This window comes from Mycobacterium sp. RTGN5 (assembly GCF_033804465.1).
Classification (GTDB): Bacteria; Actinomycetota; Actinomycetes; order Mycobacteriales; family Mycobacteriaceae; genus Mycobacterium.
Genome location: NZ_JAPZLA010000001.1, coordinates 347,766 through 368,183 on the forward strand (window position 1 = coordinate 347,766; position 20,418 = coordinate 368,183).

The 20,418-nt window shown below is 66.7% G+C and carries 15 protein-coding genes; 12 read left to right on the forward strand and 3 right to left on the reverse strand.

Translation table 11 applies throughout. The annotated features are described in order from the left end of the window. The first annotated feature begins 81 nt into the window (after positions 1-81). The 10 genes from SLQ31_RS01645 to eccA all read left to right on the forward strand — a co-directional run bounded on the left by SLQ31_RS01645 (position 82) and on the right by eccA (position 10,818). Positions 82-384, forward strand: coding sequence for a PE domain-containing protein (locus tag SLQ31_RS01645; protein ID WP_319429074.1), 303 nt, complete (start codon positions 82-84; stop codon positions 382-384). A 4-nt stretch (positions 385-388) separates the two neighbouring features. Then, positions 389-1,618, forward strand: a complete 1,230-nt coding sequence (locus tag SLQ31_RS01650) for a PPE domain-containing protein (protein WP_319429077.1) — start codon at positions 389-391, stop codon at positions 1,616-1,618. Between the two features lie 128 nt (positions 1,619-1,746). Beyond that, the gene (locus tag SLQ31_RS01655) at positions 1,747-2,052 is read left to right on the forward strand and encodes a WXG100 family type VII secretion target (protein ID WP_319429079.1); all 306 of its coding nucleotides are present in this window, start codon (positions 1,747-1,749) and stop codon (positions 2,050-2,052) included. Between the two features lie 30 nt (positions 2,053-2,082). After that, complete coding sequence (locus SLQ31_RS01660) at positions 2,083-2,370, forward strand: WXG100 family type VII secretion target (protein WP_319429081.1); 288 nt, start codon at positions 2,083-2,085, stop codon at positions 2,368-2,370. A 63-nt stretch (positions 2,371-2,433) separates the two neighbouring features. Further along, a complete protein-coding gene (locus SLQ31_RS01665; RefSeq protein ID WP_319429083.1) occupies positions 2,434-3,267 on the forward strand; it encodes an ESX secretion-associated protein EspG in 834 nt (277 codons plus the stop codon). Then, entirely contained in the window at positions 3,268-4,299 is a 1,032-nt protein-coding gene (locus SLQ31_RS01670; protein WP_319429084.1) for a MinD/ParA family protein, read from the forward strand. It begins immediately after the preceding gene. After that, entirely contained in the window at positions 4,299-5,780 is a 1,482-nt protein-coding gene (gene eccD / locus SLQ31_RS01675; RefSeq protein ID WP_319429085.1) for a type VII secretion integral membrane protein EccD, read from the forward strand. The genes SLQ31_RS01670 and eccD overlap by 1 nt, the downstream gene beginning before the upstream one ends. Further along, a complete protein-coding gene (mycP, locus tag SLQ31_RS01680) occupies positions 5,777-7,435 on the forward strand; it encodes a type VII secretion-associated serine protease mycosin (protein WP_319429086.1) in 1,659 nt (552 codons plus the stop codon). The genes eccD and mycP overlap by 4 nt, the downstream gene beginning before the upstream one ends. After that, entirely contained in the window at positions 7,432-8,967 is a 1,536-nt protein-coding gene (gene eccE / locus SLQ31_RS01685; RefSeq protein ID WP_319429088.1) for a type VII secretion protein EccE, read from the forward strand. The genes mycP and eccE overlap by 4 nt, the downstream gene beginning before the upstream one ends. Positions 8,968-8,970: 3 nt before the next feature. Next, a complete protein-coding gene (gene eccA / locus SLQ31_RS01690) occupies positions 8,971-10,818 on the forward strand; it encodes a type VII secretion AAA-ATPase EccA (protein WP_413641494.1) in 1,848 nt (615 codons plus the stop codon). On the opposite strand, the gene SLQ31_RS01695 is transcribed toward eccA, so the two are convergent. Further along, positions 10,808-11,563, reverse strand: a complete 756-nt coding sequence (locus tag SLQ31_RS01695; protein ID WP_319429089.1) for a serine/threonine-protein kinase — start codon at positions 11,561-11,563, stop codon at positions 10,808-10,810. The genes eccA and SLQ31_RS01695 overlap by 11 nt on opposite strands. Next, a complete protein-coding gene (locus SLQ31_RS01700; RefSeq protein ID WP_319429091.1) occupies positions 11,544-12,584 on the reverse strand; it encodes a MinD/ParA family protein in 1,041 nt (346 codons plus the stop codon). Before SLQ31_RS01700 ends, SLQ31_RS01695 begins: the two co-directional genes overlap by 20 nt. Before the next feature lie 547 nt (positions 12,585-13,131). On the opposite strand from SLQ31_RS01700, the gene gltB reads away from it, so the two are divergent. Further along, the gene (gltB, locus tag SLQ31_RS01705; protein WP_319429093.1) at positions 13,132-17,730 is read left to right on the forward strand and encodes a glutamate synthase large subunit; all 4,599 of its coding nucleotides are present in this window, start codon (positions 13,132-13,134) and stop codon (positions 17,728-17,730) included. Beyond that, on the forward strand, positions 17,723-19,189 hold the full coding sequence (locus tag SLQ31_RS01710) for a glutamate synthase subunit beta (RefSeq protein ID WP_319429095.1): 1,467 nt from the start codon (positions 17,723-17,725) through the stop codon (positions 19,187-19,189). Before gltB ends, SLQ31_RS01710 begins: the two co-directional genes overlap by 8 nt. A 376-nt stretch (positions 19,190-19,565) precedes the next feature. Here SLQ31_RS01710 and SLQ31_RS01715 read toward each other — a convergent pair whose 3' ends face one another. Then, entirely contained in the window at positions 19,566-20,408 is an 843-nt protein-coding gene (locus tag SLQ31_RS01715) for an LLM class F420-dependent oxidoreductase (RefSeq protein WP_319429097.1), read from the reverse strand. Positions 20,409-20,418: the final 10 nt, after the last annotated feature.

A 20,418-nucleotide genomic window follows, 5' to 3' on the forward strand; every position in this document is an offset into this window, starting at 1 on the left:
ATAAGTGGCCTTAGGTCGCCAGCACACTCTAATATGGGGCAAGATCGCAGGTGATCCTGTGATTACCGGAGGGAGAGCAACATGGTTTTGAATGTCAACGCTGCATCGGTGTCAACCTCTGCGGCAACTGAGAACGGCATCAGCGCGGAAATGGGCGCGGCCACGTCGGCTGCCTCGGAAGCACTGATGGGTGTCCTGCCGATGGGCGCGGACCTGGACTCCGCCGAGTTCGCTGCGGCGCTCAACGCCGCCGGCGCCTCGTACGTGGGCACCGCCAGCGAGCACCTGGCCAACCGCGGCATGTTCGCCGGCTCGCAGGAGCTCGCGGCGGCCACCTATACCGCGACCGACATCCTCAATAACACGGCGCTCGGCCTGGGATAGCTCGATGCCTGATCCGGGATGGCCGGCGTTATCGCCTGAAACCAATTACCTTCGGCTGGTGGGGCCGGGGGCTGGTGGCACGGCGACCACGATGGCCAACGGGGCGGCCTGGCAGGTGCTGATGGGCAGCAATGAGGTGGCCTTCTCAATGTCGCAGCTGAACACCGCCGTGACGTCGCTGAACTTCGAAGGCGTCGGCGGGCTCAGCTCGATGACCACCGTCACCGGGCTCAACACCGCACTACAACTGCTGGCCGGTTGGGTTCAGGAAAAGCCGCCCATCGCCGCCAGCGCGGTGTCGGCCTACGAGACCGCGGTGTCGACGATGATCCCGGCGGAAGTCTCTGTCGCCAACCGCATGGAACAGGCCACCGACGTGGGCATCAACCCGTCGGTCCTCGGAGCGCTGACGCCGGCGATCGTGGCGCTGGACACCGAGTATTTCGGCGAGCACTGGCCGCACAACGCCGGCGCCGGAGCTTCCTACGGGGCCGCATTGGCCGCCCTGGTGGCGGCCCTGGCCATACCCCCGCCGTTCGCGCCGCTCGGCGCGTCACCGGCTGCACCCGCCGCGGCGGCGTCAGCTGTCGCGCAGGCGGCCGGAACCACGGGCATGCAAGCCGCTACCCAAGGAACCGGCCAGGTGACTCAGATGGCCGGCCAGACCGCAGCCGCGCCCGCTGCGGCCGGCAGCGAGATGAGCTCGATGATGCAGCCGATGCAGGCGGCGATGGGTGCCATGCAGCCGCTGATGGGCATGTTCCAGGCCCCCATGCAGGCCTTCCAGGGCCTGTCGAGCCTGCCGCAGTCGATGATGGGCTCGCTCGGCGGGATGATGAACGGAATGAAGGGTGCCGACGCGGCCATGCCGGCCGCCGACCTCGTCAAGGCCAGTGCACCCGCGGGCGGTGCCGGTATGGGCGGCGGAGGCATCGGTGGCGGTGGTGGAGGCGGCGGCGGTGTGCCCGGTGCGGGGCTGACCAGCTATACCCGCCCCACGAGCAGCTTTGCTCCGGAGAACTCGGGCCGGCCGACGTCGCTGAAGACCGGTCTGCTCAGCGCCGCCGAGGTGCGTCCGACCGCGGCACCGATGGGCGGCGGCGGTGCCATGCCCATGTCGCCCGCCAGTGCGGGGATGCTCGGCCAGGGGAAGGGCGAGAACAGCAAAGACGACGTGGCGCACGCGCGCATCGTCATGGAAACGGTTCCGCAGCGGGACCCGCGGCTCAGCTAACGGTTTGGTACTAGGGGGTGCGTCCGTCAACGTTTGCCAGAGGGTGAAGTGACAGCTGGTCTGCCTTCGCCCGATACTCGTCAACACAACCTCTGACCGAGATCACCACCAGCAAAAGGAAGAAGCACATGACATTAGTCGTCACACCGGAAGTGCTGCGCAGCACGCAGCAGGCCATCGAGTCCGCACTCGAGCACGCCGCGTCGATCGCCAACGGGTACCTCAGCAGCCATGAAGGCCTGGGCTCGGCGGTCTGGGGTGGGCAGGCTCAGCTCGCGTCGGTCAACACCGCCGCACAGATCAACCACGATCTTCAGCAGACCGTCACCGGCGGCACTCGGCTGGCCCACGGCCTGAGCCAGGCGGCTTCGTTGATGGAGCAGCATGAGGCCGACGCCGCCCACAGCCTGACCAGCTTCGCTGCCAACTCCTGATCCCCAGACCCTCACGGAAGGACTTCACCAATGTCGGACAACATCACTTACAACCATGGCGGCGTCGCCGATTTCGCCTCTGACGTCGGCTCGCGGTCGGCCCAGCTGATGGAGATCCACGACGATATCCTGCAGCGCACCAACGCAATCGCCGATTTCTTCCAGGGCGCGGCGGCGGGCTCGTTCCACGAGGCTCAGATGCAGATGCTGCAGGGCCTGCAAGGCCTCGTCGAGACGATGAACCAGCACGGCTCGACGATCAGCAGCGTGAACGACAGTGCCCATGCGACCGACCTCCAGATGGGCAACCTCTTCTAACCGGACTTCTCAGCCGGTGGGGGCGCACGTCGGTGCGCCCCTGCTGTCTGTCTTGGGGGAACCATGTTGACGACGACTCTGGACGGCCTGTGGGTATTGCAGGTGCTGTCCGGCATCGAAGTGGTGGCACCCGAGCTCGGTCTGCGGCCGCATCTGCCCAGCATCGAGACTCGCCAGATGGCCCTGACGCACCCCGTCGCCGACGAGCTGCGGGCCGCCGGGGTCATCACCGACGCGGGGACGGTTGATGAGGCCGTGCTGGAGTGGCTGACGGTGTTGTCCCGCCGGGACGTCGCCCTGCTGGTCTACGCGCAGACTCCGACGCACGAGATCGAACCGGAGCGGGTGCTGCTCGCCCGCTTCGCCCAGTGGTGGGTCGTGCTGGAACGCAACGGCATCCTGGTGCGCCTGTCGGGGGTCGGCACCGCGACCTCAGAAGAATCGGCTGGCATGCTGATCAACGCGCAGATCGTGCGGCTGTGCGGCGAGATGAAGGCCGCGGCGCTGCGGCCGGTCACCCTCGATGTGCCCGAACTGCTTGCCGCCGTTCATGATCAGGTGAGTCTTCGGTCCTATCTGCTCGACCGGAGGTTCGACGGCGATCAGGTCACGATGCTGACTCTGGCGGCCGACACCGAGCGCTCGGCGCAGGCCTCAGTGGTGGCGATCCAGTCCGGGATGCCGACCGGGCCTGCGCGCTCGCACATCGATCAGGGGGCGGTCACCATCATCGATACGCCGCAGGGCAGATTGGTGTCCGAACACGTCACCCGCGGTGGAAAATCGTGGATGATCGTGTCGCCGGGATCAGCCGCCAACATCGCCACCGCGGTGTTGAAGATGGTCCGCCGACTTCCTGCCGAAGACGAGTGGTTCTCACACAGAAAGGTTGTCTAGGTGACGAATCCCTGGAATGAGCCGGGGCGTTCCGCCGATCCCCGCGACCCCGCCGGCCGAGAAGCCTTTGGGGCCCACCACCGTCCGCAGCAGGACTCGGTGTCGGGCACGTTGCGGATCTCCGACATGGTGGCACCGCGCAAGATCCCACCCGGCTCGGGTTGGCGCAAGTTCATCTACAACATCTCGGGCAAGACCATCAACCTCGGTGAGTCCCCCGCCGAGCGGCACTATCGCGAACTGCGCGAACGGATCCGCAGGCATATTCGCAAGCAGTACGTGATCGGGTTCGTCTCCGGCAAGGGCGGCGTGGGCAAGACGACGATGACGGCGAGCGTCGGCGCGGTCTTCCGGGAATGCCGCCCGGAGAACGTGGTGGCGATCGACGCCGCACCCGGCTTCGGCACACTGGCCGGCCGCATCGACGAGGCGCCCCCGGGCGACTATTCCGCCGTGCTCAATGACACCGACGTGCAGGGTTATGCCGACATCCGAGAACACCTGGGCCAGAACCAGATCGGGCTCGACGTGCTGGCGGGAAACCGAGTCTCCGATCAACCCCGCCCACTGGTCCCGGCGATGTTCAGTGGGGTGCTGTCCCGGCTGCGCCGTACCCACAACGTGATCCTGGTGGACACCGCCGACGATCTGGAACATCCCGTCATGAAGGCGGTCTTCGACGCCTGTGACACCCTGGTGTTCGTGTCGGGTCTGACCGCCGACACCTCGCTGCCGGTCACCCGGTCGATCGATCTGTTGCGCTCGCTGGGCTACCACGAATTGGTGTCACGCAGCATGGTCATCCTCAACGACAGTCGCAACAGCCACGACTCGGATGCCCGGAAGTATCTGACCCAGCGGTTCAGCCAGTCCGGCGCAACCGTCGAATTCATGCCGTACGACCCACATCTGGCCAAGGGCGGCATCATCGACGCCCAGCACGAACTTCAGAAGAAGACGCGGCTGCGCCTGTTCGAGATCACCGCCGCGCTGGCCGACAAGTACACGCCGGACGCCGATAGGCCACGCTGATGGCCAAGGTTTCCTTCCCGGCTCGCTGCGCTGTCGCGGTGATCTGCGGCGAACACCTTGTCTCCCAGGTCTATCCGGCCTCCGTGCCGGTCGAGGTGTTCATCGACAACGTTGTCGAACTGCTCAACGAGGAGCTCAAAAGGCGCGGTGTTCCCGGCTTGGACCCCGGCATCGCCTATGAGCTGAACCGGGCCAACGGAACCAGGCTCGACGTCACGAAGACGCTGGACGAACTCGGCGTAGAAGACGGGTCCACGCTGGTGCTGGTGCCGGCGCAGGAGGGCGAGTCCTTTGAGCCGCAGTACGAATCGCTGTCGACGGGACTGGCGCGGGCCGGTAAGCGACTGTTCGCCCCGGTGACTGCCGACACCGCCGCGCACACCGCGATGGCTGTGCTGGCGATGATCGCGCTGTCTGTTCTGGGACTGGGTGTGCACACTCGCCTGCACACCGACTCCGTGATGCCGGCCGTGGTGACCGGTGCGGCCGGTCTACTTCTCGCCATTGGCGCCGGTTCGATCTGGCGGTGGTGGCCACAGCGCACCGATCTGCTCAGTGGCTTCGGTTTGCTCGCCGTACCACTGTTGGCGGTCGGATTCGCTGCAGCGGCTCCCGGTGACGTCGGAGCGGCGCACGTGTTCATCGCGACGTTGGCCGCCGCTGTGTTGACCGTCGGTGTGGTCACGATGACCGGCCGCCACCTGACGGTGGCCGCGACAGTGGTAACCCTGTGCGGCGCCGGCGGATTGGTCGCCTTAGCCCGGATGTGGGATTCCGTCCCGGCGCAACTGTTGGGCATGTGTTCGCTGATCGGACTTCTGCTGCTTCTGACACTCGCGCCCACGTTCGCCTTGTGGGCGGCGCGAATTCGGCCGCCACACTTCGGATCCATCACCGGCCGAGACCTGTTCCGCCGTAGCGATGGTCTGCCGGTCGACACCGTCACACCCGTTGACGACGAGACCGAGGACGAGCCGAACCCGGACACCACGCCGTCGGGCGCGATCATCACCGCAGCCGCTCAACGCGCCAACAGCGTGCTCACCGGCATCTGTGTGGCCACTGCGATCGCGTTGCCCGCGGCGGTGTGGGCGACACTGATGCCCGGCCGGGCCAAGAGCAACGCCGCGGCGGTATTGGCCGGGCTGTTCGTACTCATCTTCATCAGCCGTGGCCGTGCCTTCGCCGACAAGCGACAGGCCGTCGCGCTGGTGTGCGGCGCGGCCGCGGCGCTGAGCGTCGGCGTGATCCGCTACGTCCTGCACGAGCCTGCGGATTCGGGTGCCGCGCTGCTGTGGGGAACGCTCGCTCTGGCGATCTTCGCCGGCGCCGGTCTTGGTGCGGCGCTGCTGGTGCCGGTGACCCGCTTCACCCCGCTGGTGCGGATGGTCGCCGAATGGCTTGAGCTGGCGGCGATTGTGGCGGCCTTCCCCCTGGCCGCGTGGATCGGCGGCCTGTTCACCTGGGTCAGAATGCGATGACGGCGCCAGTGGGGCAGCGAATCGCTGCGACGGCGATGGTTGTTCTGCTGACCGGAATCATTGCCAATATTCCGGCAGCGCAAGCGATTCCACCACCCAGTGTGGACCCGTCGATGGTTCCGCCGGACGGTCCGCCGCATCCGGATCAGCCCATGCGGCAGAGCAACATCTGTGCGCGCACGATCACCGTGGCCGATCCGAATGTGGCTTTGCCGGCACCGAATCTGGCCATGCTCAATGTCGGCAAGGCCTGGCAGTACTCGACGGGGAACGGCGTACCGGTGGCGGTGATCGATACCGGGGTCAATCCGAATCCACGCCTTCCGGTGGTGCCCGGCGGGGATTACATCATGGGCGGCGACGGTCTGATGGACTGCGATTCCCACGGCACGATCGTCGCCTCGCTGATCGCGGCCGCCCCACACGGCGGACCGCCACCGGCGCCGATGCCGCCCACCCCGGCCTTCCCGCCGCCTGCCGGTCCGCCGCCGGCCATCGCCGCCCCGCCACCGCCGGGCTCGCCCCCTGCGCCGCTGGCCCCGCCCCCTCCGCCGGTGCCGGTGACGGTCACCCAGACCATGCCTGCGCCGCCCCCGCCACCACCGGCCGAACCGCCGCCGCCGCCGGATCAGCCGTCCAACGGCCCGGGCGACCCGGACCCGAACGGGCCTGACGATCCCGAGGTGCCACCACCCCCGCCGGGGGCACCTGACGGGGTCGCCGGGGTGGCGCCGAATGCCGTGGTGATCTCGATTCGCCAGTCCTCGCGGGCCTACGAACCGGAGAACCCGGGACCCGGTGACAACGAGGCACGCAAGAAGGCTGGCACCGTGGCGACGTTGGCCAGTGCGATCGTGCACGCCGCCAACATGGGCGCCAAGGTGATCAACATCAGTGTCACGTCCTGCGTCTCGGCCGCCGACCCGCTTGATCAGCGCGCGCTCGGTGCGGCGGTCTGGTACGCCGCGACGATCAAGGACGCGGTGATCGTCGCGGCCGCCGGCAACGAGGGGGAGGACGGCTGCGCGCAGAATCCGTCGTTCGACCCGCTGGACACCTCAGATCCCCGCGACTGGCATCAGGTCAAGACGGTCTCGTCGCCGTCGTGGTTCTCCGATTACGTGCTGTCGGTAGGTGCTGTCGACAACACCGGCGCGCCGATCAACAAGAGCCTGGCCGGACCGTGGGTTGCCGCGGCCGCACCCGGTGTCGGAGTCATGGGCCTGTCCCCGCAGACGGCGGGGCCGGTCAACGCCTACCCCCCGGTGCGTCCCGGTGAGAAGAACATGCCGTTCTGGGGCACCAGCTTCTCGGCGGCGTATGTGTCCGGGGTCGCGGCGCTGGTGCGGGCCAAGTACCCGGACCTCACTGCCAACCAGGTCATCCATCGCATCCTGCAGACCGCACATAATCCACCGCGCGGGGTGGACAACCAGGTGGGCTACGGCGTCGTCGATCCGGTTGCGGCACTGACCTTCAACGTGCCCCCCGGTGACCGGCTCGCCCCTGGCTCGTTGACCCGTGTGATGGCGCCTCCGGCACCTCCGGCACTGCCCGACCATCGGGCTCGCAACGTCGCCCTGATTTTCGCCGGTGCGGTCGTCGGCGCCGTGCTGCTGGCGAGCATCATCGCCCGCGCGAGGCGGGCGCGATGAAGCGCCACGGCGTCCAGCTGACGGTGATCCTTGCTGTCCTGGCATTCGGGCTGACCGGATGGATTGTCTACGGCTACATCGGCGCCAGTGTGGGCTTGGCGCTTGGGCTGATCCTGTTCGCGATTCCGTGGCGGCGCCAACCACTGTGGTCCTGGATCGGCCTCTATCTGGGTCGCAATCACCCGATCCCGCTGACCGAGCCGGTGACGGTGGCCAACGACCGATCCGGCGGCGGAGTGCGCTATCAGGACGGGGTGGCAATAGTCGCCGTTCAGTTGCTCGGGAGGGCGCGTATCCCAACGGTCTTCACGGGATCGACCGCCACCCGAACCCGTAACACCATCGACGTCAGCGAGCTCATACCGGCGATGCACCAGAGCCTCGGCCTGACCATCGAGTCGCTGTCTGTGGTGACGGCGGGCTCTCGGCGCCGCAGTACCGGCGACTATCCACGGGTCTACGACACCCTCATCGGCACCCCGCCGTACGCCGGCCAGCGGGAGACCTGGCTGGTGATCCGGTTGCGGGCGCTGGCCAACGCCGACGCCCTGCAGCGGCGCACCACGGTGGGCACGGCAGCGCTAGCTGCTGCCCAGCGGATCGCGGCGAGCCTACGTTGCACCGGAATTCGCGCGAAGGTTGCGACCGCAACCGACATGGTGGAACTGGAACGCCGGTTGGGGCGCGCCGCGCTGGAGTCGCACAATCAACGCTGGCGCACCGCACGCAGTGATGCAGGCTGGCTGACCACCTACGCCTACCGGCCGCGCGATATCAACGCCGAGATACTGGCTCAGGCCTGGTCGCTGCGGGCCGACGGGATCATCCAGAACGTCACGCTGTTTCCCGACGGAACCGCCAGCGCGACGATCACCGTGCGCAGCGCCCAACCCCCGACGGCCCCGCCCAGCGTCATGCTGAAGACCCTGCCGGGCGAGCAGGCCAGTGCTGTGGCCGCCAATCTCTGTGGGCCACGGCCGGAATTGCACGGCATCACCCGCGGGCGCGCTCCGGTCACACTGGTGTTGCCGATCGGACCTTCGGGTGTGCTGTTGGGCAAGGTGAACGCCGGCGACCGCATCCTGCTTCCGCTCGGGGATCCCGGCGAGTTCAGTCGTGTCCACATCGCGGCCGACGACGCCGTCGCTAAACGCATCATCATCCGCACCGCAGGGGCGGGCGATCGGATCACGGTGCACACCACGGATCTTCAGCGCTGGGAGAGCGTGCGCATGCCGCACATCGCGGTGTCGGATCTGCCGCGGCCGGCGTCGGGAACCACCGTCAGCGTGGTGGACGGGACGGTGGCTCCGGCCCCGCGGCCGAACACCGTGATCTCGGTCGGACGTCCCGGCGAGACGCAACGCGGGACGGCCGACGTCGTGATCACTCAGATCGGTCCGGCTACTGTCGAGGTGAATGCCGCCGGGCAGGTGTACATGGTGGAGGTAGAGCTGTTCCGCGCCGAGAACCGTTATGTGTCAAGCGAACCGACCAGCATGCGGTCCGAAGAACTGGAATTGGCGGACTAGGCGGTGACCAGTAGCACCGACACCGCAGCGGCCCGCAGGCAGTTCGACCAGGCGATGGCCGCGATGGACTCCGACCTGACCACCGCGCTTCGGCATTTCCGCGACGCCACCGGGATCGACCCGTCGATGGCCGATGCCTGGCTGGGCCGCATCGCCGCGGGCGATGACGCGCTGGACACCCTGCAGCAGCTGTATGCCTACGGGACGCGTCTGCACCGGGAGACCAATCGGCTCGGTGTGCGACTGTCGGCGCCGATGAAGGCCGGTCCGTATCTGTCGGTCAACGTCACCGAGTCATCGCATGCCGGAATGGCACTGGCCAGCGGCCTGATTGACGACGGGCAGTTCGAGAAAGCCCAAGCGGTGCTGGAAGATTCGGCACTGCTGGACACGTGGGAGAACCACCAGTGGCAGCAGTACGTGCGGGCCTACCTCATGTTCGCCACTCAGCGCTGGCCCGACGTGATTGCCGAGGCGGCGCGGGTGCTACCGCCGCAGGCGATCATCATGTCCGCGGTCACGGCGGCCACCAACGCGCTCGCCGCGCATGCTGCAGCACATCTGGGTCAGGCCCGGGTGGCACTGGACTGGGCCGACCGGGTGGAACTGCGGTCTGAGCGCGGCACCGAAGCTCGCAGACACAGCCTGCTGGACACCGCCGTCACTGCCATCGATCCGCTTGAATTCCCGCTCATTGCCGCCGATCTGGCCTACGTGCGGGGTATGGCGCACCGTCAACTCAACGAAGAGGACAAGGCGCAGATCTGGCTGTCCAAGGCCACCATCAACGGTGCGCTGATCGAGCCGGCCAAGCAGGCGCTGGCCGATCAACGGTTGCAGCTGGTCGTCACCGATGAGGACACGATCAACAGCCGGACCAACAAATGGGACGCCACCACCGAGCAGTCGGAGAACGAGCGAGCCGAAGAGGGCAACGCCGAGCGTCGCGTGGAGTTGCTCGCCGAAGGCCGTGCGCTGCTGAACAATCAGGTGGGACTGGCCGACGTGAAGCGGGCGGTCGCCGAGCTCGAAGACCAGATCGAGGTCCGCGCGCTGCGACTGGCGCACGGCTTGCCGGTGACCAACCAGACCAACCACATGCTGCTGGTCGGCCCGCCCGGTACCGGTAAGACGACGACGGCCGAAGCACTTGGCAAGATCTATGCGGGCCTGGGGATCGTCCGGCATCCGGAGATCGTCGAGGTCAAGCGGGCCGACTTCTGCGGGGAGCACATCGGTTCGTCGGGCCCGAAAACCAATGAGCTGATCAGTCGTTCGCTGGGCCGGATCCTCTTCATGGACGAGTTCTACTCACTGGTGGAGCGTCATCACGACGGGCGACCGGACATGATCGGCATGGAAGCGGTGAACCAGCTTCTGGTCGCACTGGAGGTGCACCGCTTCGACTTCTGCTTCATCGGGGCAGGCTACGAGAAGGAAGTCGACGAATTCCTCACCGTGAACCCGGGTTTGGCGGGGCGGTTCAACCGAAAGCTGCGGTTCGAGTCCTACAGCCCCGAGGAACTGGTCCAGATCGCGATCCGCTACGGCGAGCCGCGCGCCACGGTGATCGAGCCGGCCGCGCAGGAGGCCCTCAACGCGGCCTGTCGCAAGCTGCGGGCCTACCTCGCCCCGGACGGCAGCCACGGTGTCGACGTCATGCAGAACGGCCGGTTCGCCCGCAACGTCGTCGAGCGCGCCGAGCGGTTACGGGACTCCAGGGTGGCCGCCCAGAACCGCACCAGCCGCGGATCGGTGACGATCGAGGACCTCGAGACCCTGCGGAGCCAGGATCTTGTCGCGGCGGTGACGGTCGCCTGCGCGGAAAAGCATGTGCCCATCAGCCTCTGAGGTTGGCCGCCGCCGTGGCTAGGGCGCGCGCACTCTGATAGCGCTTGTCCGGATCCTTGGCCATCGCCTTGGCGACCACGTCATCCATCGCCGCAGGCAGCCATGGTGCGAATTGAGTGGGCCGCGGCGGATCACGGTGTAGGTGGCAGTTCACTACCTCGTCTTTGGACACGGCGTCGAAGAACGGCGGCTTGCCTGTCAGTAGCCGAAACAGCGAGCAACCCAAGGAATAGACATCGGCACGCCCGTCGATCGCCTTGCCCCGCAACATCTCCGGCGACGCGTAGGCCGCCGACACCAGCACCTCCCCGTTCTCGACGAACGGGGGCGTACCGAAGTCGGCCAGCAGGGCCCGGTCCTGTTCTGCCAGGAGGAAATTCGATGGCTTGACGTCGCCGTGCAGCACACCGCATGTATGCGCGTAGTCCAGTGCCTCGGCGACGCCGGCGATGATCTGCACCGCGTGATCCGAGGGCATCCGCCCCGCCCGCAGCTCGGTATCGGCGTCACCGCCGGGTACGTATTGCATTGCGATCCAGGGTTTTCCGGAATCCGTCTGGCCACGGTCAAGCACCGCAACGATATGGGGATGGACAAGGGCCGAGGTCGAAGGGTGGCCGGATTCGAAGACCTTCAGCGCGACATGGTCAATCCCGTTCCAGGCGAGGTAGACCGTGCTCGTGCCGCCGGTGCCGAGGACCGACTCGACAGTGAGGCCGCCGACCCTAGCGGGGTTGGGGTCCACGGTTGGGGGTGGTCGCAAAGAATTGGGAAATGACGGCTGCCACTTCGACGAAGGCCCGCCGGGTGGATCCCGACATCTCGCCGCTGTTGTTGATCACTCCGCCGGGGCGCAAACCGGGATCGAACGGCACCTCCACCACCGCCTGGCGCCGGGAGCGGAACTGGTCGGCCAGTACCCCGCGGGTGCGCTTGTCCGCATGGCCGTCGGAATCGTTGAGCACGATCACCGAACGCTGCATCAGCCCGGTCTTGCCATGGGCGGCAAGCCATTCCATCGTCTGTGCGGCCGCCGACGCGCCATCCGGCCATGGTGAGGACACCACGATCAGCGCATCCATGTCGCGCATTGCTTCCTGAGTAACCGGCGCGTCCATGGTCGAACCGCAGTCGACGATGGAGATCGTGAAATGCCGGTCCAGGCGCATGGTGGCCTCGCGGTAGATCGCCGGGTCCAGAATCCCTCGGCGGCTGCCGTTCTCGCCGGCCAGGACAAACAACCCCGACGAATTGCTGCCCATCCGGGTCAGAACCTCGGCGAAGGACTGCAGGTTCTTGTTCTTGGCCAGCTCCCAGTAGGAGCCGCCGGCCCGTGGGTCGATGCGGCTGCCGAGGCGGCCGAACGCGGTGTCGGCGTCGACGGCCACCACCCGATCCCCGCGTCGCAGCTCGGCCAGCACGGACCCGACGCTGGCGGCGACGGTCGTCTTACCGACACCGCCCTTGCCCAGCACCCCGATCTTGTAGTGGCCGCGCAGCGGGGCGGCCACCATGGCCTCCATCGCCGTCTGACGCTGCTCCTGACGCGACGGGCCGGGATTCACCAGCCCGAACGTCGCCGCATGGACACCGCGTCGCCAGCCGTGGGTCGGTTTGGGCTTGGCCGGGCGTGGCGGCGGGGGAGCCTGTAGCGGGGGATAGGGCCGCTGGACGGGCGGGGGCGGTGACGGCGGCAGCACGATGCGGGGGATCCGCTCGGTCGGGGGCCCGGAGCGGTCGCGCAGGTGATCGTCGCGGTCGGTCATCGTGTCCAGTATCGCTGCTCGCTCGAAATCGACGTTTTGGCGGGACTTACTCGCACTTCCGCGGCCAAATGTCGGGTTGGGCGAGGAGGCGGCGGCAACGGTCTCTAAGAATCCGACCAGAGTTTGCGCAAAGTCCCAGGCCGGGCTTTGGCCCAGGTCGCCGTCGCAGTGACAACTGCTGATGTGAGGAATCCCGCACCTGGAGCCGCACCGGCCTACGCCCTCAGCAAACAGCGCAAAATGGCCTCCGCGGGGCACCCCGTCCAAGCCGGGGTGTCGATACGGGCGATCACATCCCCAAAATGGGTCGGTGACAATGGATTCCGCAGCTAAGTCCCCTCGGCGGCCGACGCTTGGCGTCAGACGGGAGGGCAACCAAGTAAGCCTAGACTAAGTTGGCATGTCAGCGGGGGTTTGACATATCGTTTTACAACTTGTTGACACCACAGTGGAGCCCCGTTCAGAGACGCACGGAGGAATCCCTGGCGGGGCGCGGTGACGTCGACGAACCACCGCGCAACAGAAGCTTGTGAAGGGTCAGGTGCGAATGCCCAGGAGTGTCGGGCTGTACAACCCCGCCTATGAGCACGATTCGTGCGGCGTCGCCATGGTCGCGGATATCCACGGCCGTCGCAGCCGCGACATCGTCGACAAGGCCATCACGGCGCTGCTGAACATGGAGCACCGCGGCGCCCAGGGCGCAGAGCCGAACACCGGCGACGGTGCGGGCATCCTGCTGCAGGTTCCCGACGCCTTCCTGCGCGCCGTGGTCGACTTCGATTTGCCCGAGGAGGGCAGCTACGCCACCGGCATCGCCTTCCTGCCGCAGTCGTCGCGCGACGCCGCAACGGCATGCGAGTCCGTCGGCAAGATCATCGAGGCCGAAGGCCTGACGCTGCTCGGCTGGCGCGACGTGCCGACCGACGATTCGTCTCTCGGTGCGCTGGCCCGCGATGCGATGCCGACCTTCCGGCAGGTGTTCATCGGGGGTGCCTCCGGGATCGACCTAGAACGCCGTGCTTACGTGGTGCGCAAGCGTGCCGAGCACGAACTGGGCACCAAGGGCCCGGGCCAGGACGGTCCCGGACGCGAAACCGTGTACTTCCCAAGCCTTTCCGGTCAAACCTTCGCCTACAAGGGCATGCTGACCACCCCGCAGCTCAAGGCTTTCTACCTCGACCTGCAGGACGAGCGGCTTACCAGCGCGCTGGGCATCGTGCACTCGCGCTTCTCGACCAACACGTTCCCGTCCTGGCCGCTGGCGCACCCATTCCGCCGGGTCGCCCACAACGGCGAGATCAACACCGTCACCGGCAACGAGAACTGGATGCGGGCCCGCGAGGCGCTCATCAACAGCGACGTGTTCGGTTCGGTGCAGGACCTCGACAAAATTTTCCCGGTCTGTACGCCGGGCGCATCGGACACCGCGCGCTTCGACGAGGTTCTCGAGTTGCTCCACCTTGGCGGCCGCAGCCTCGCTCACGCGATGCTGATGATGATCCCCGAGGCGTGGGAACGCCACGAGTCGATGGATCCGGCGCGTCGCGCCTTCTACGCGTATCACTCGTCGCTCATGGAGCCGTGGGACGGCCCCGCCGCAGTGTGCTTCACCGATGGCACCGTGATCGGCGCCGTCCTCGACCGCAACGGCCTGCGTCCGTCCCGGATCTGGGTCACCGAGGACGGCCTCGTCGTCCTCGCGTCCGAGGCCGGCGTGCTGAACCTCGACCCGTCGACCGTAGTGCGCAAAATGCGCCTGCAACCCGGCCGAATGTTCCTGGTGGACACGGCGCAGGGCCGCATCGTCTCCGACGAGGAGATCAAGGCCGAGCTCGCCGCGGCCGAGCCGTACCAGGAGTGGCTCGACGCGGGGCAGTTCCACCTCGACGACCTGCCGCCGGGTGACTACGTCCGCATGCCGCACCACCGCGTGGTGCTGCGGCAGCAGGCTTTCGGCTTCACCTACGAGGAGCTCAACCTGCTGGTCGCGCCCATGGCGCGCACCGGAGCGGAGGCGCTCGGCTCGATGGGCACCGACACGCCGGTCGCCGTGCTGTCGGCGCGTCCGCGCATGTTGTTCGACTACTTCCAGCAGTTGTTCGCCCAGGTGACCAACCCGCCGCTGGACGCCATCCGCGAGGAGGTCGTCACCAGCCTGAAGGGGACCGTCGGCCCGGAGGGTGACCTGCTCAACCCCAACGCTGACTCGTGTCGCCAGATCATTCTGCCCAACCCGATCCTGCGCAACGCCGACTTGTCGAAGCTGATGTGCGTCGATCCCGACCACGAGATCCGCGGCCATAAGCATGGCCTGCGTGCCGCCGTCATCCGCTGCCTCTACCCGGTCGCCCGGGGGGGGCAGGGGCTCAAGGAGGCGCTCGACGACGTCCGCGCCAAGGTCTCGCAGGCCATCCGCAACGGCGCGCGCATCATCGTGCTGTCCGACCGCGAGTCCAACGAGTCGCTGGCTCCGATCCCGTCGCTGCTGAGCGTCTCTACGGTGCACCACCATCTGGTGCGCGACCGCACCCGTACGCACGTCGGCCTCGTCGTGGAGGCCGGCGACGCCCGCGAGGTGCACCACATGGCCGCCCTGGTCAGCTTCGGTGCCGCGGCCATCAATCCGTACATGGCGTTCGAGTCCATCGAGGACATGTGCGACCGCGGCGTGATCGCCGATATCAGCAGCGATAAGGCCAAGGCCAATTACGTCAAGGCCGCAGGCAAGGGCGTGCTGAAGGTGATGTCCAAGATGGGCATCTCGACGCTGGCTTCTTACACGGGCGCCCAGCTGTTCCAAGCGATCGGGATCAGCCAGCAGGTGCTCGACGACTACTTCACCGGCCTGTCGTGTCCGATCGGTGGCATCGACCTCGAGGACATCGCCGCCGACGTCGCCGCCCGTCACAACCTGGCTTACCTGGATCGCCCCGACGAGCGCGCGCACCGCGAGCTCGAAGTCGGTGGCGAATACCAGTGGCGCCGTGAAGGCGAATACCACCTGTTCAACCCGGACACGGTGTTCAAGTTGCAGCACGCCACGCGCACCGGCCAGTACTCGATCTTCAAGGAGTACACCAAGCTGGTCGACGACCAGAGCGAGCGGCTCGCCTCGCTGCGCGGATTACTCAAGTTCCGCACAGGTGATGATGCCGTCCGGCCGCCCATTTCCTTGGATGAGGTCGAGCCCGCCACTGAAATCGTGAAGCGATTCTCCACCGGCGCAATGAGTTACGGCTCAATTTCCGCTGAAGCACACGAGACGCTGGCAATCGCGATGAACCGCCTCGGTGGCCGGTCCAACTCGGGCGAGGGCGGCGAGGCCACCAGCCGCTTCGAGCACGACGCCAACGGTGACTGGCGCCGCAGCGCGATCAAGCAGGTGGCTTCCGGCCGCTTCGGAGTCACCAGCCACTACCTGACCAACTGCACCGACATCCAGATCAAGATGGCGCAAGGTGCGAAACCTGGTGAGGGCGGCCAGCTTCCGGGGAACAAGGTCTACCCGTGGGTAGCTGAAGTGCGGCACTCCACGCCTGGCGTCGGCCTGATCTCGCCGCCGCCGCACCACGACATCTATTCGATCGAGGATCTGGCCCAGCTGATCCACGATCTGAAGAACGCCAATCCGCAGGCCCGCGTGCATGTGAAGCTGGTGAGCGAGAACGGTGTCGGCACCGTCGCCGCCGGAGTGTCGAAGGCCCACGCCGACGTCGTGCTGATCTCCGGTCACGATGGCGGCACCGGTGCCACGCCTCTCACGTCGCAGAAGCACGCGGGCGCACCGTGGGAGCTCGGCCTGGCCGAGACCCAACAGACGTTGCTACTCAACGGACTTCGCGACCGCATCGTCGTGCAGGTCGACGGCCAGCTCAAAACCGGCCGCGACGTCGTCGTCGCCGCGCTGCTCGGCGGCGAGGAGTTCGGCTTCGCCACGGCACCGCTGGTGGTTGCGGGCTGCATCATGATGCGGGTGTGTCACCTCGACACCTGCCCGGTTGGCGTCGCCACCCAGAATCCGCTGCTGCGCGAGCGCTTCACCGGCAAGCCCGAGTTCGTCGAGAACTTCTTCCTCTTCATCGCTGAGGAGGTGCGGGAACTGATGGCGCAGTTGGGTTTCCGCACCGTCAACGAGATGGTGGGTCAGGTTGGTGCGCTTGACACCGCGCAGGCGGCGGAACACTGGAAGGCCCACAAGCTGGACCTCTCGCCGGTGCTGCACGAGCCCGACTCGGCGTTCATGAACCAAGACCTGTACTGCAGTTCGCGCCAGGACCACGGCCTCGACAAGGCGCTCGACCAGCAGCTGATCGCACAGAGTCGCGAGGCGATCGATTCCGGCACACCGGTGCGCTTCTCGACCACGATCGCCAACGTCAACCGCACCGTCGGCACCATGCTCGGCCATGAGCTCACTAAAGCGCATGGAGGACAAGGGCTTCCGGACGGCACCATCGACATCACGTTCAACGGGTCGGCGGGCAATAGCTTCGGCGCCTTCGTACCCAAGGGCATCACGCTGCGGGTGTGCGGAGATGCCAACGACTACGTCGGCAAGGGGCTGTCCGGCGGCCGAATCGTGGTGCGGCCGTCCGAGAACGCCCCGAGTGACTTCGTTGCCGAGGACAACATCATCGCGGGCAATGTGATCCTGTTCGGCGCGACCAGCGGGCAGGCGTTCCTGCGCGGTCAGGTCGGCGAGCGGTTCGCGGTGCGCAACTCGGGCGCCCACGCGGTGGTCGAAGGCGTCGGCGACCACGGCTGTGAGTACATGACCGGTGGGAAGGTGGCGATCCTCGGACCTACCGGCCGCAACTTCGCCGCGGGCATGTCCGGCGGCATCGCCTACGTCTACGACCAGCATGGCCATCTCGGCGACAACCTCAACACCGAGATGGTGGAGCTGGAGCGCCTGGACGCAGATGACATCGAGTGGCTGCGCGACATGCTCGTCGCTCACGTCGACGCCACTGATTCGGCCGTGGGACAACGTATTTTGTCGGACTGGGAGTCTCAACTGAAGCACTTCGTGAAGGTGATGCCACGCGATTATCGGTCGGTTCTGACCGCTATCGCCGAGGCCGAGCGCAACGGCGATGACGTCGATAGCGCGATCATGGCGGCGGCGGCGGCGGCCAATGGCTGATCCGCGCGGTTTCATCAAACACACCCACCGCGAGACACCGCAGCGCAGGCCGGTCCCGCTGCGGCTACGCGACTGGAACGAGGTCTACGAAGACTTCTCCCACGACGCGCTGCGGGACCAGGCTTCGCGCTGTATGGACTGCGGTATCCCGTTCTGCCACAACGGCTGCCCGCTGGGGAATCTGATTCCCGAGTGGAACGACCTGGTCTACCGGGACCGGTGGCGCGACTCGATTGAGCGGCTGCACGCGACGAACAACTTCCCCGAGTTCACCGGCAGGCTGTGCCCCGCGCCGTGTGAAGCGTCGTGCGTGCTGGGCATCAACCAGGATCCGGTGACGATCAAGCAGGTCGAGGTCGAGATCATCGACAATGCCTTCGCCGAGGGCTGGGTCGTGCCGATGATGCCGGACAAGTTGACCGGCAAGAAGGTCGCGGTCGTCGGGTCGGGTCCCGCGGGCTTGGCTGCCGCGCAGCAGCTGACCAGGGCCGGGCACCAGGTGACGGTCTTCGAGCGGGCCGACCGCATCGGCGGCCTACTCCGCTACGGCATCCCCGAGTTCAAGATGGAGAAGCGCCACATCGACCGCCGGCTCGAGCAGATGGAGGCCGAGGGCACGCAGTTCCGCACCGGGGTCAACGTCGGCGTCGACCTCACGGTTGCGCAGCTGCGGCTGAACTACGACGCCGTGGTGCTCAGCGGTGGTGCGACCGATTGGCGCGACCTGCCGGTTCCCGGTCGCGAGTTAGACGGCATCCACCAGGCCATGGAGTATCTGCCGTGGGCCAACAAGGTCCAGCAGGGTGATCCGGTGGTCGACGAGGACGGTCAGCCGCCGATCACCGCCAAGGATAAGAAGGTCGTCATCATCGGTGGCGGCGACACCGGCGCTGACTGCCTGGGCACCGCTCACCGGCAGGGTGCGGCCAGCATCCATCAGTTCGAGATCATGCCGCGGCCGCCAGAGACCCGCGCCGACTCGACGCCGTGGCCGACGTACCCGCTGATGTTCCGGGTGGCCTCCGCTCACGAAGAGGGTGGCGAGCGGGTGTTCGCGGTGAACACCGAGAAATTCGTTGGCGGCGAGGGCAAGGTCACCGGCCTGCGTGCCCACGAAGTGGAGATGAAGAACGGCAAGTTCGAGAGGGTGGAAGACACCGACTTCGAACTCGAGGCCGACCTGGTGCTGCTGGCGATGGGCTTCGTCGGGCCGGAACGGCCGGGGCTGCTCACCGACCTGGGCGTGGAAATCAACGACCGTGGCAACGTCACCCGCGACAACGACTTCGCCACCTCGGTGCCGGGTGTCTTCGTCGCCGGTGACATGGGCCGGGGCCAGTCACTGATTGTGTGGGCGATCGCCGAGGGCCGGGCCGCGGCCGCCGGCGTCGACCGCTACCTGATGGGGCAATCCGCGCTGCCGGCACCAATCAAGCCGACGGCCGCCCCGCAACGCTGAGCGACCCACGTCGCTCAGACCCCATTAGTCACTGCTGCCACATGCGAATCATCCGATTATTTACCGGCGCGCCTATTGCAGTTTGCGGTGTGATCTGTATCTAATTGCTGGAGTGGGTGCTGCGGTAAAGTCGCGACCCGATAAGACCGAGATTTGACCACAGGAGTGATCCTTGTGTACCTCAACCCGATATCTCGTACGCGGGTCCGGCGTATAGCCTGGTCCTTCTTCCGCCATCCCGTGAAGTGCCGCGAGTTCCCGGCCAAGCACGAACGCCTGGTCACTCCCGCAGATCTCATGCATTACGGGTTCTAGCAACGGATTTTGCCGGCCCCTGGCGCTGTCTGGGCTTTGCCCGCCGTTATCAAGCCGTTATCTAGAGCCCCGAATCGCGGATAGTCTCGGCGAGCGGTTCCAGCACCGCGGGATCGTGCGGCGTCGGTATGTAGACGATCGCCAGATCGAGCCCTTCGGCACCCAGCGCGGCGGCTTCGTCGACCACCTTCGCGTAGTCGCGGTCCTCGCCGAGCCGGACGTGCGCCGACAGCATGATCTCCGCCGGGTCCCGGCCGATGTCCGCGCAATGGGAAGCCAGCACGTCCCGCTTGTGGGCGAACTCCTCGGGAGTACCGCCGACGAAATTCCAGTGCTGGGCGTACTTGGCGGTGATGCGCAACGTGCGCTTTTCCCCACTGCCGCCGATGCAGATCGGCGGGTGCGGCCGCTGCGGGCCCTTGGGTTCGTTGCGCGCCGCCTTGAGCTGGTAGTACTTACCGTCAAAATCGGTGGTGTCCTGACTGAGCAGGCCGATGAGTACCTGACAGCCTTCTTCGAAGCGGTCGAATCGTTCCTTGATGCTGCCCAGCTCGATGCCGTAGGCCCCGGACTCTTCCTCGTTCCAGCCGGCGCCGATGCCTAGCTCCAGGCGTCCGCCCGAGATGATGTCGACGGCGGCCGCCATATTGGCCAGCACGGCTGGGTGCCGGTAGTGGATTCCGGTGACCAGGGTGCCCAGCCGCAGTCGGGTGGTCGCCTGCGCGAGCGCGGTCAGCGTGGACCAGCCCTCCAGGCACGGTCCTGCCGAGTCGGAGAAGATCGGATAGAAATGGTCGAACGTCCAGCCGGAGTGGTAGACGTCGATCCCGTCAGCGGTCTGCCAGACCGCCAGCATGTCGGCCCACGTGGTGTTTTGCGGTGAGGTTTTGAAAGCGAATCGCACTGTGCCGATC

Bases quoted from the DNA above. Each gene is read 5' to 3' on its own strand.
- SLQ31_RS01665 (WP_319429083.1), top strand. From the start codon at position 2,434: ATGTTGACGACGACTCTGGACGGCCTGTGGGTATTGCAGGTGCTGTCC.
- eccE (WP_319429088.1), top strand. From the start codon at position 7,432: ATGAAGCGCCACGGCGTCCAGCTGACGGTGATCCTTGCTGTCCTGGCA.
- SLQ31_RS01660 (WP_319429081.1), top strand. From the start codon at position 2,083: ATGTCGGACAACATCACTTACAACCATGGCGGCGTCGCCGATTTCGCC.
- eccD (WP_319429085.1), top strand. From the start codon at position 4,299: ATGGCCAAGGTTTCCTTCCCGGCTCGCTGCGCTGTCGCGGTGATCTGC.
- SLQ31_RS01645 (WP_319429074.1), top strand. From the start codon at position 82: ATGGTTTTGAATGTCAACGCTGCATCGGTGTCAACCTCTGCGGCAACT.
- mycP (WP_319429086.1), top strand. From the start codon at position 5,777: ATGACGGCGCCAGTGGGGCAGCGAATCGCTGCGACGGCGATGGTTGTT.
- SLQ31_RS01700 (WP_319429091.1), bottom strand. From the start codon at position 12,584: ATGACCGACCGCGACGATCACCTGCGCGACCGCTCCGGGCCCCCGACC.
- gltB (WP_319429093.1), top strand. From the start codon at position 13,132: ATGCCCAGGAGTGTCGGGCTGTACAACCCCGCCTATGAGCACGATTCG.
- SLQ31_RS01650 (WP_319429077.1), top strand. From the start codon at position 389: ATGCCTGATCCGGGATGGCCGGCGTTATCGCCTGAAACCAATTACCTT.
- SLQ31_RS01710 (WP_319429095.1), top strand. From the start codon at position 17,723: ATGGCTGATCCGCGCGGTTTCATCAAACACACCCACCGCGAGACACCG.
- SLQ31_RS01655 (WP_319429079.1), top strand. From the start codon at position 1,747: ATGACATTAGTCGTCACACCGGAAGTGCTGCGCAGCACGCAGCAGGCC.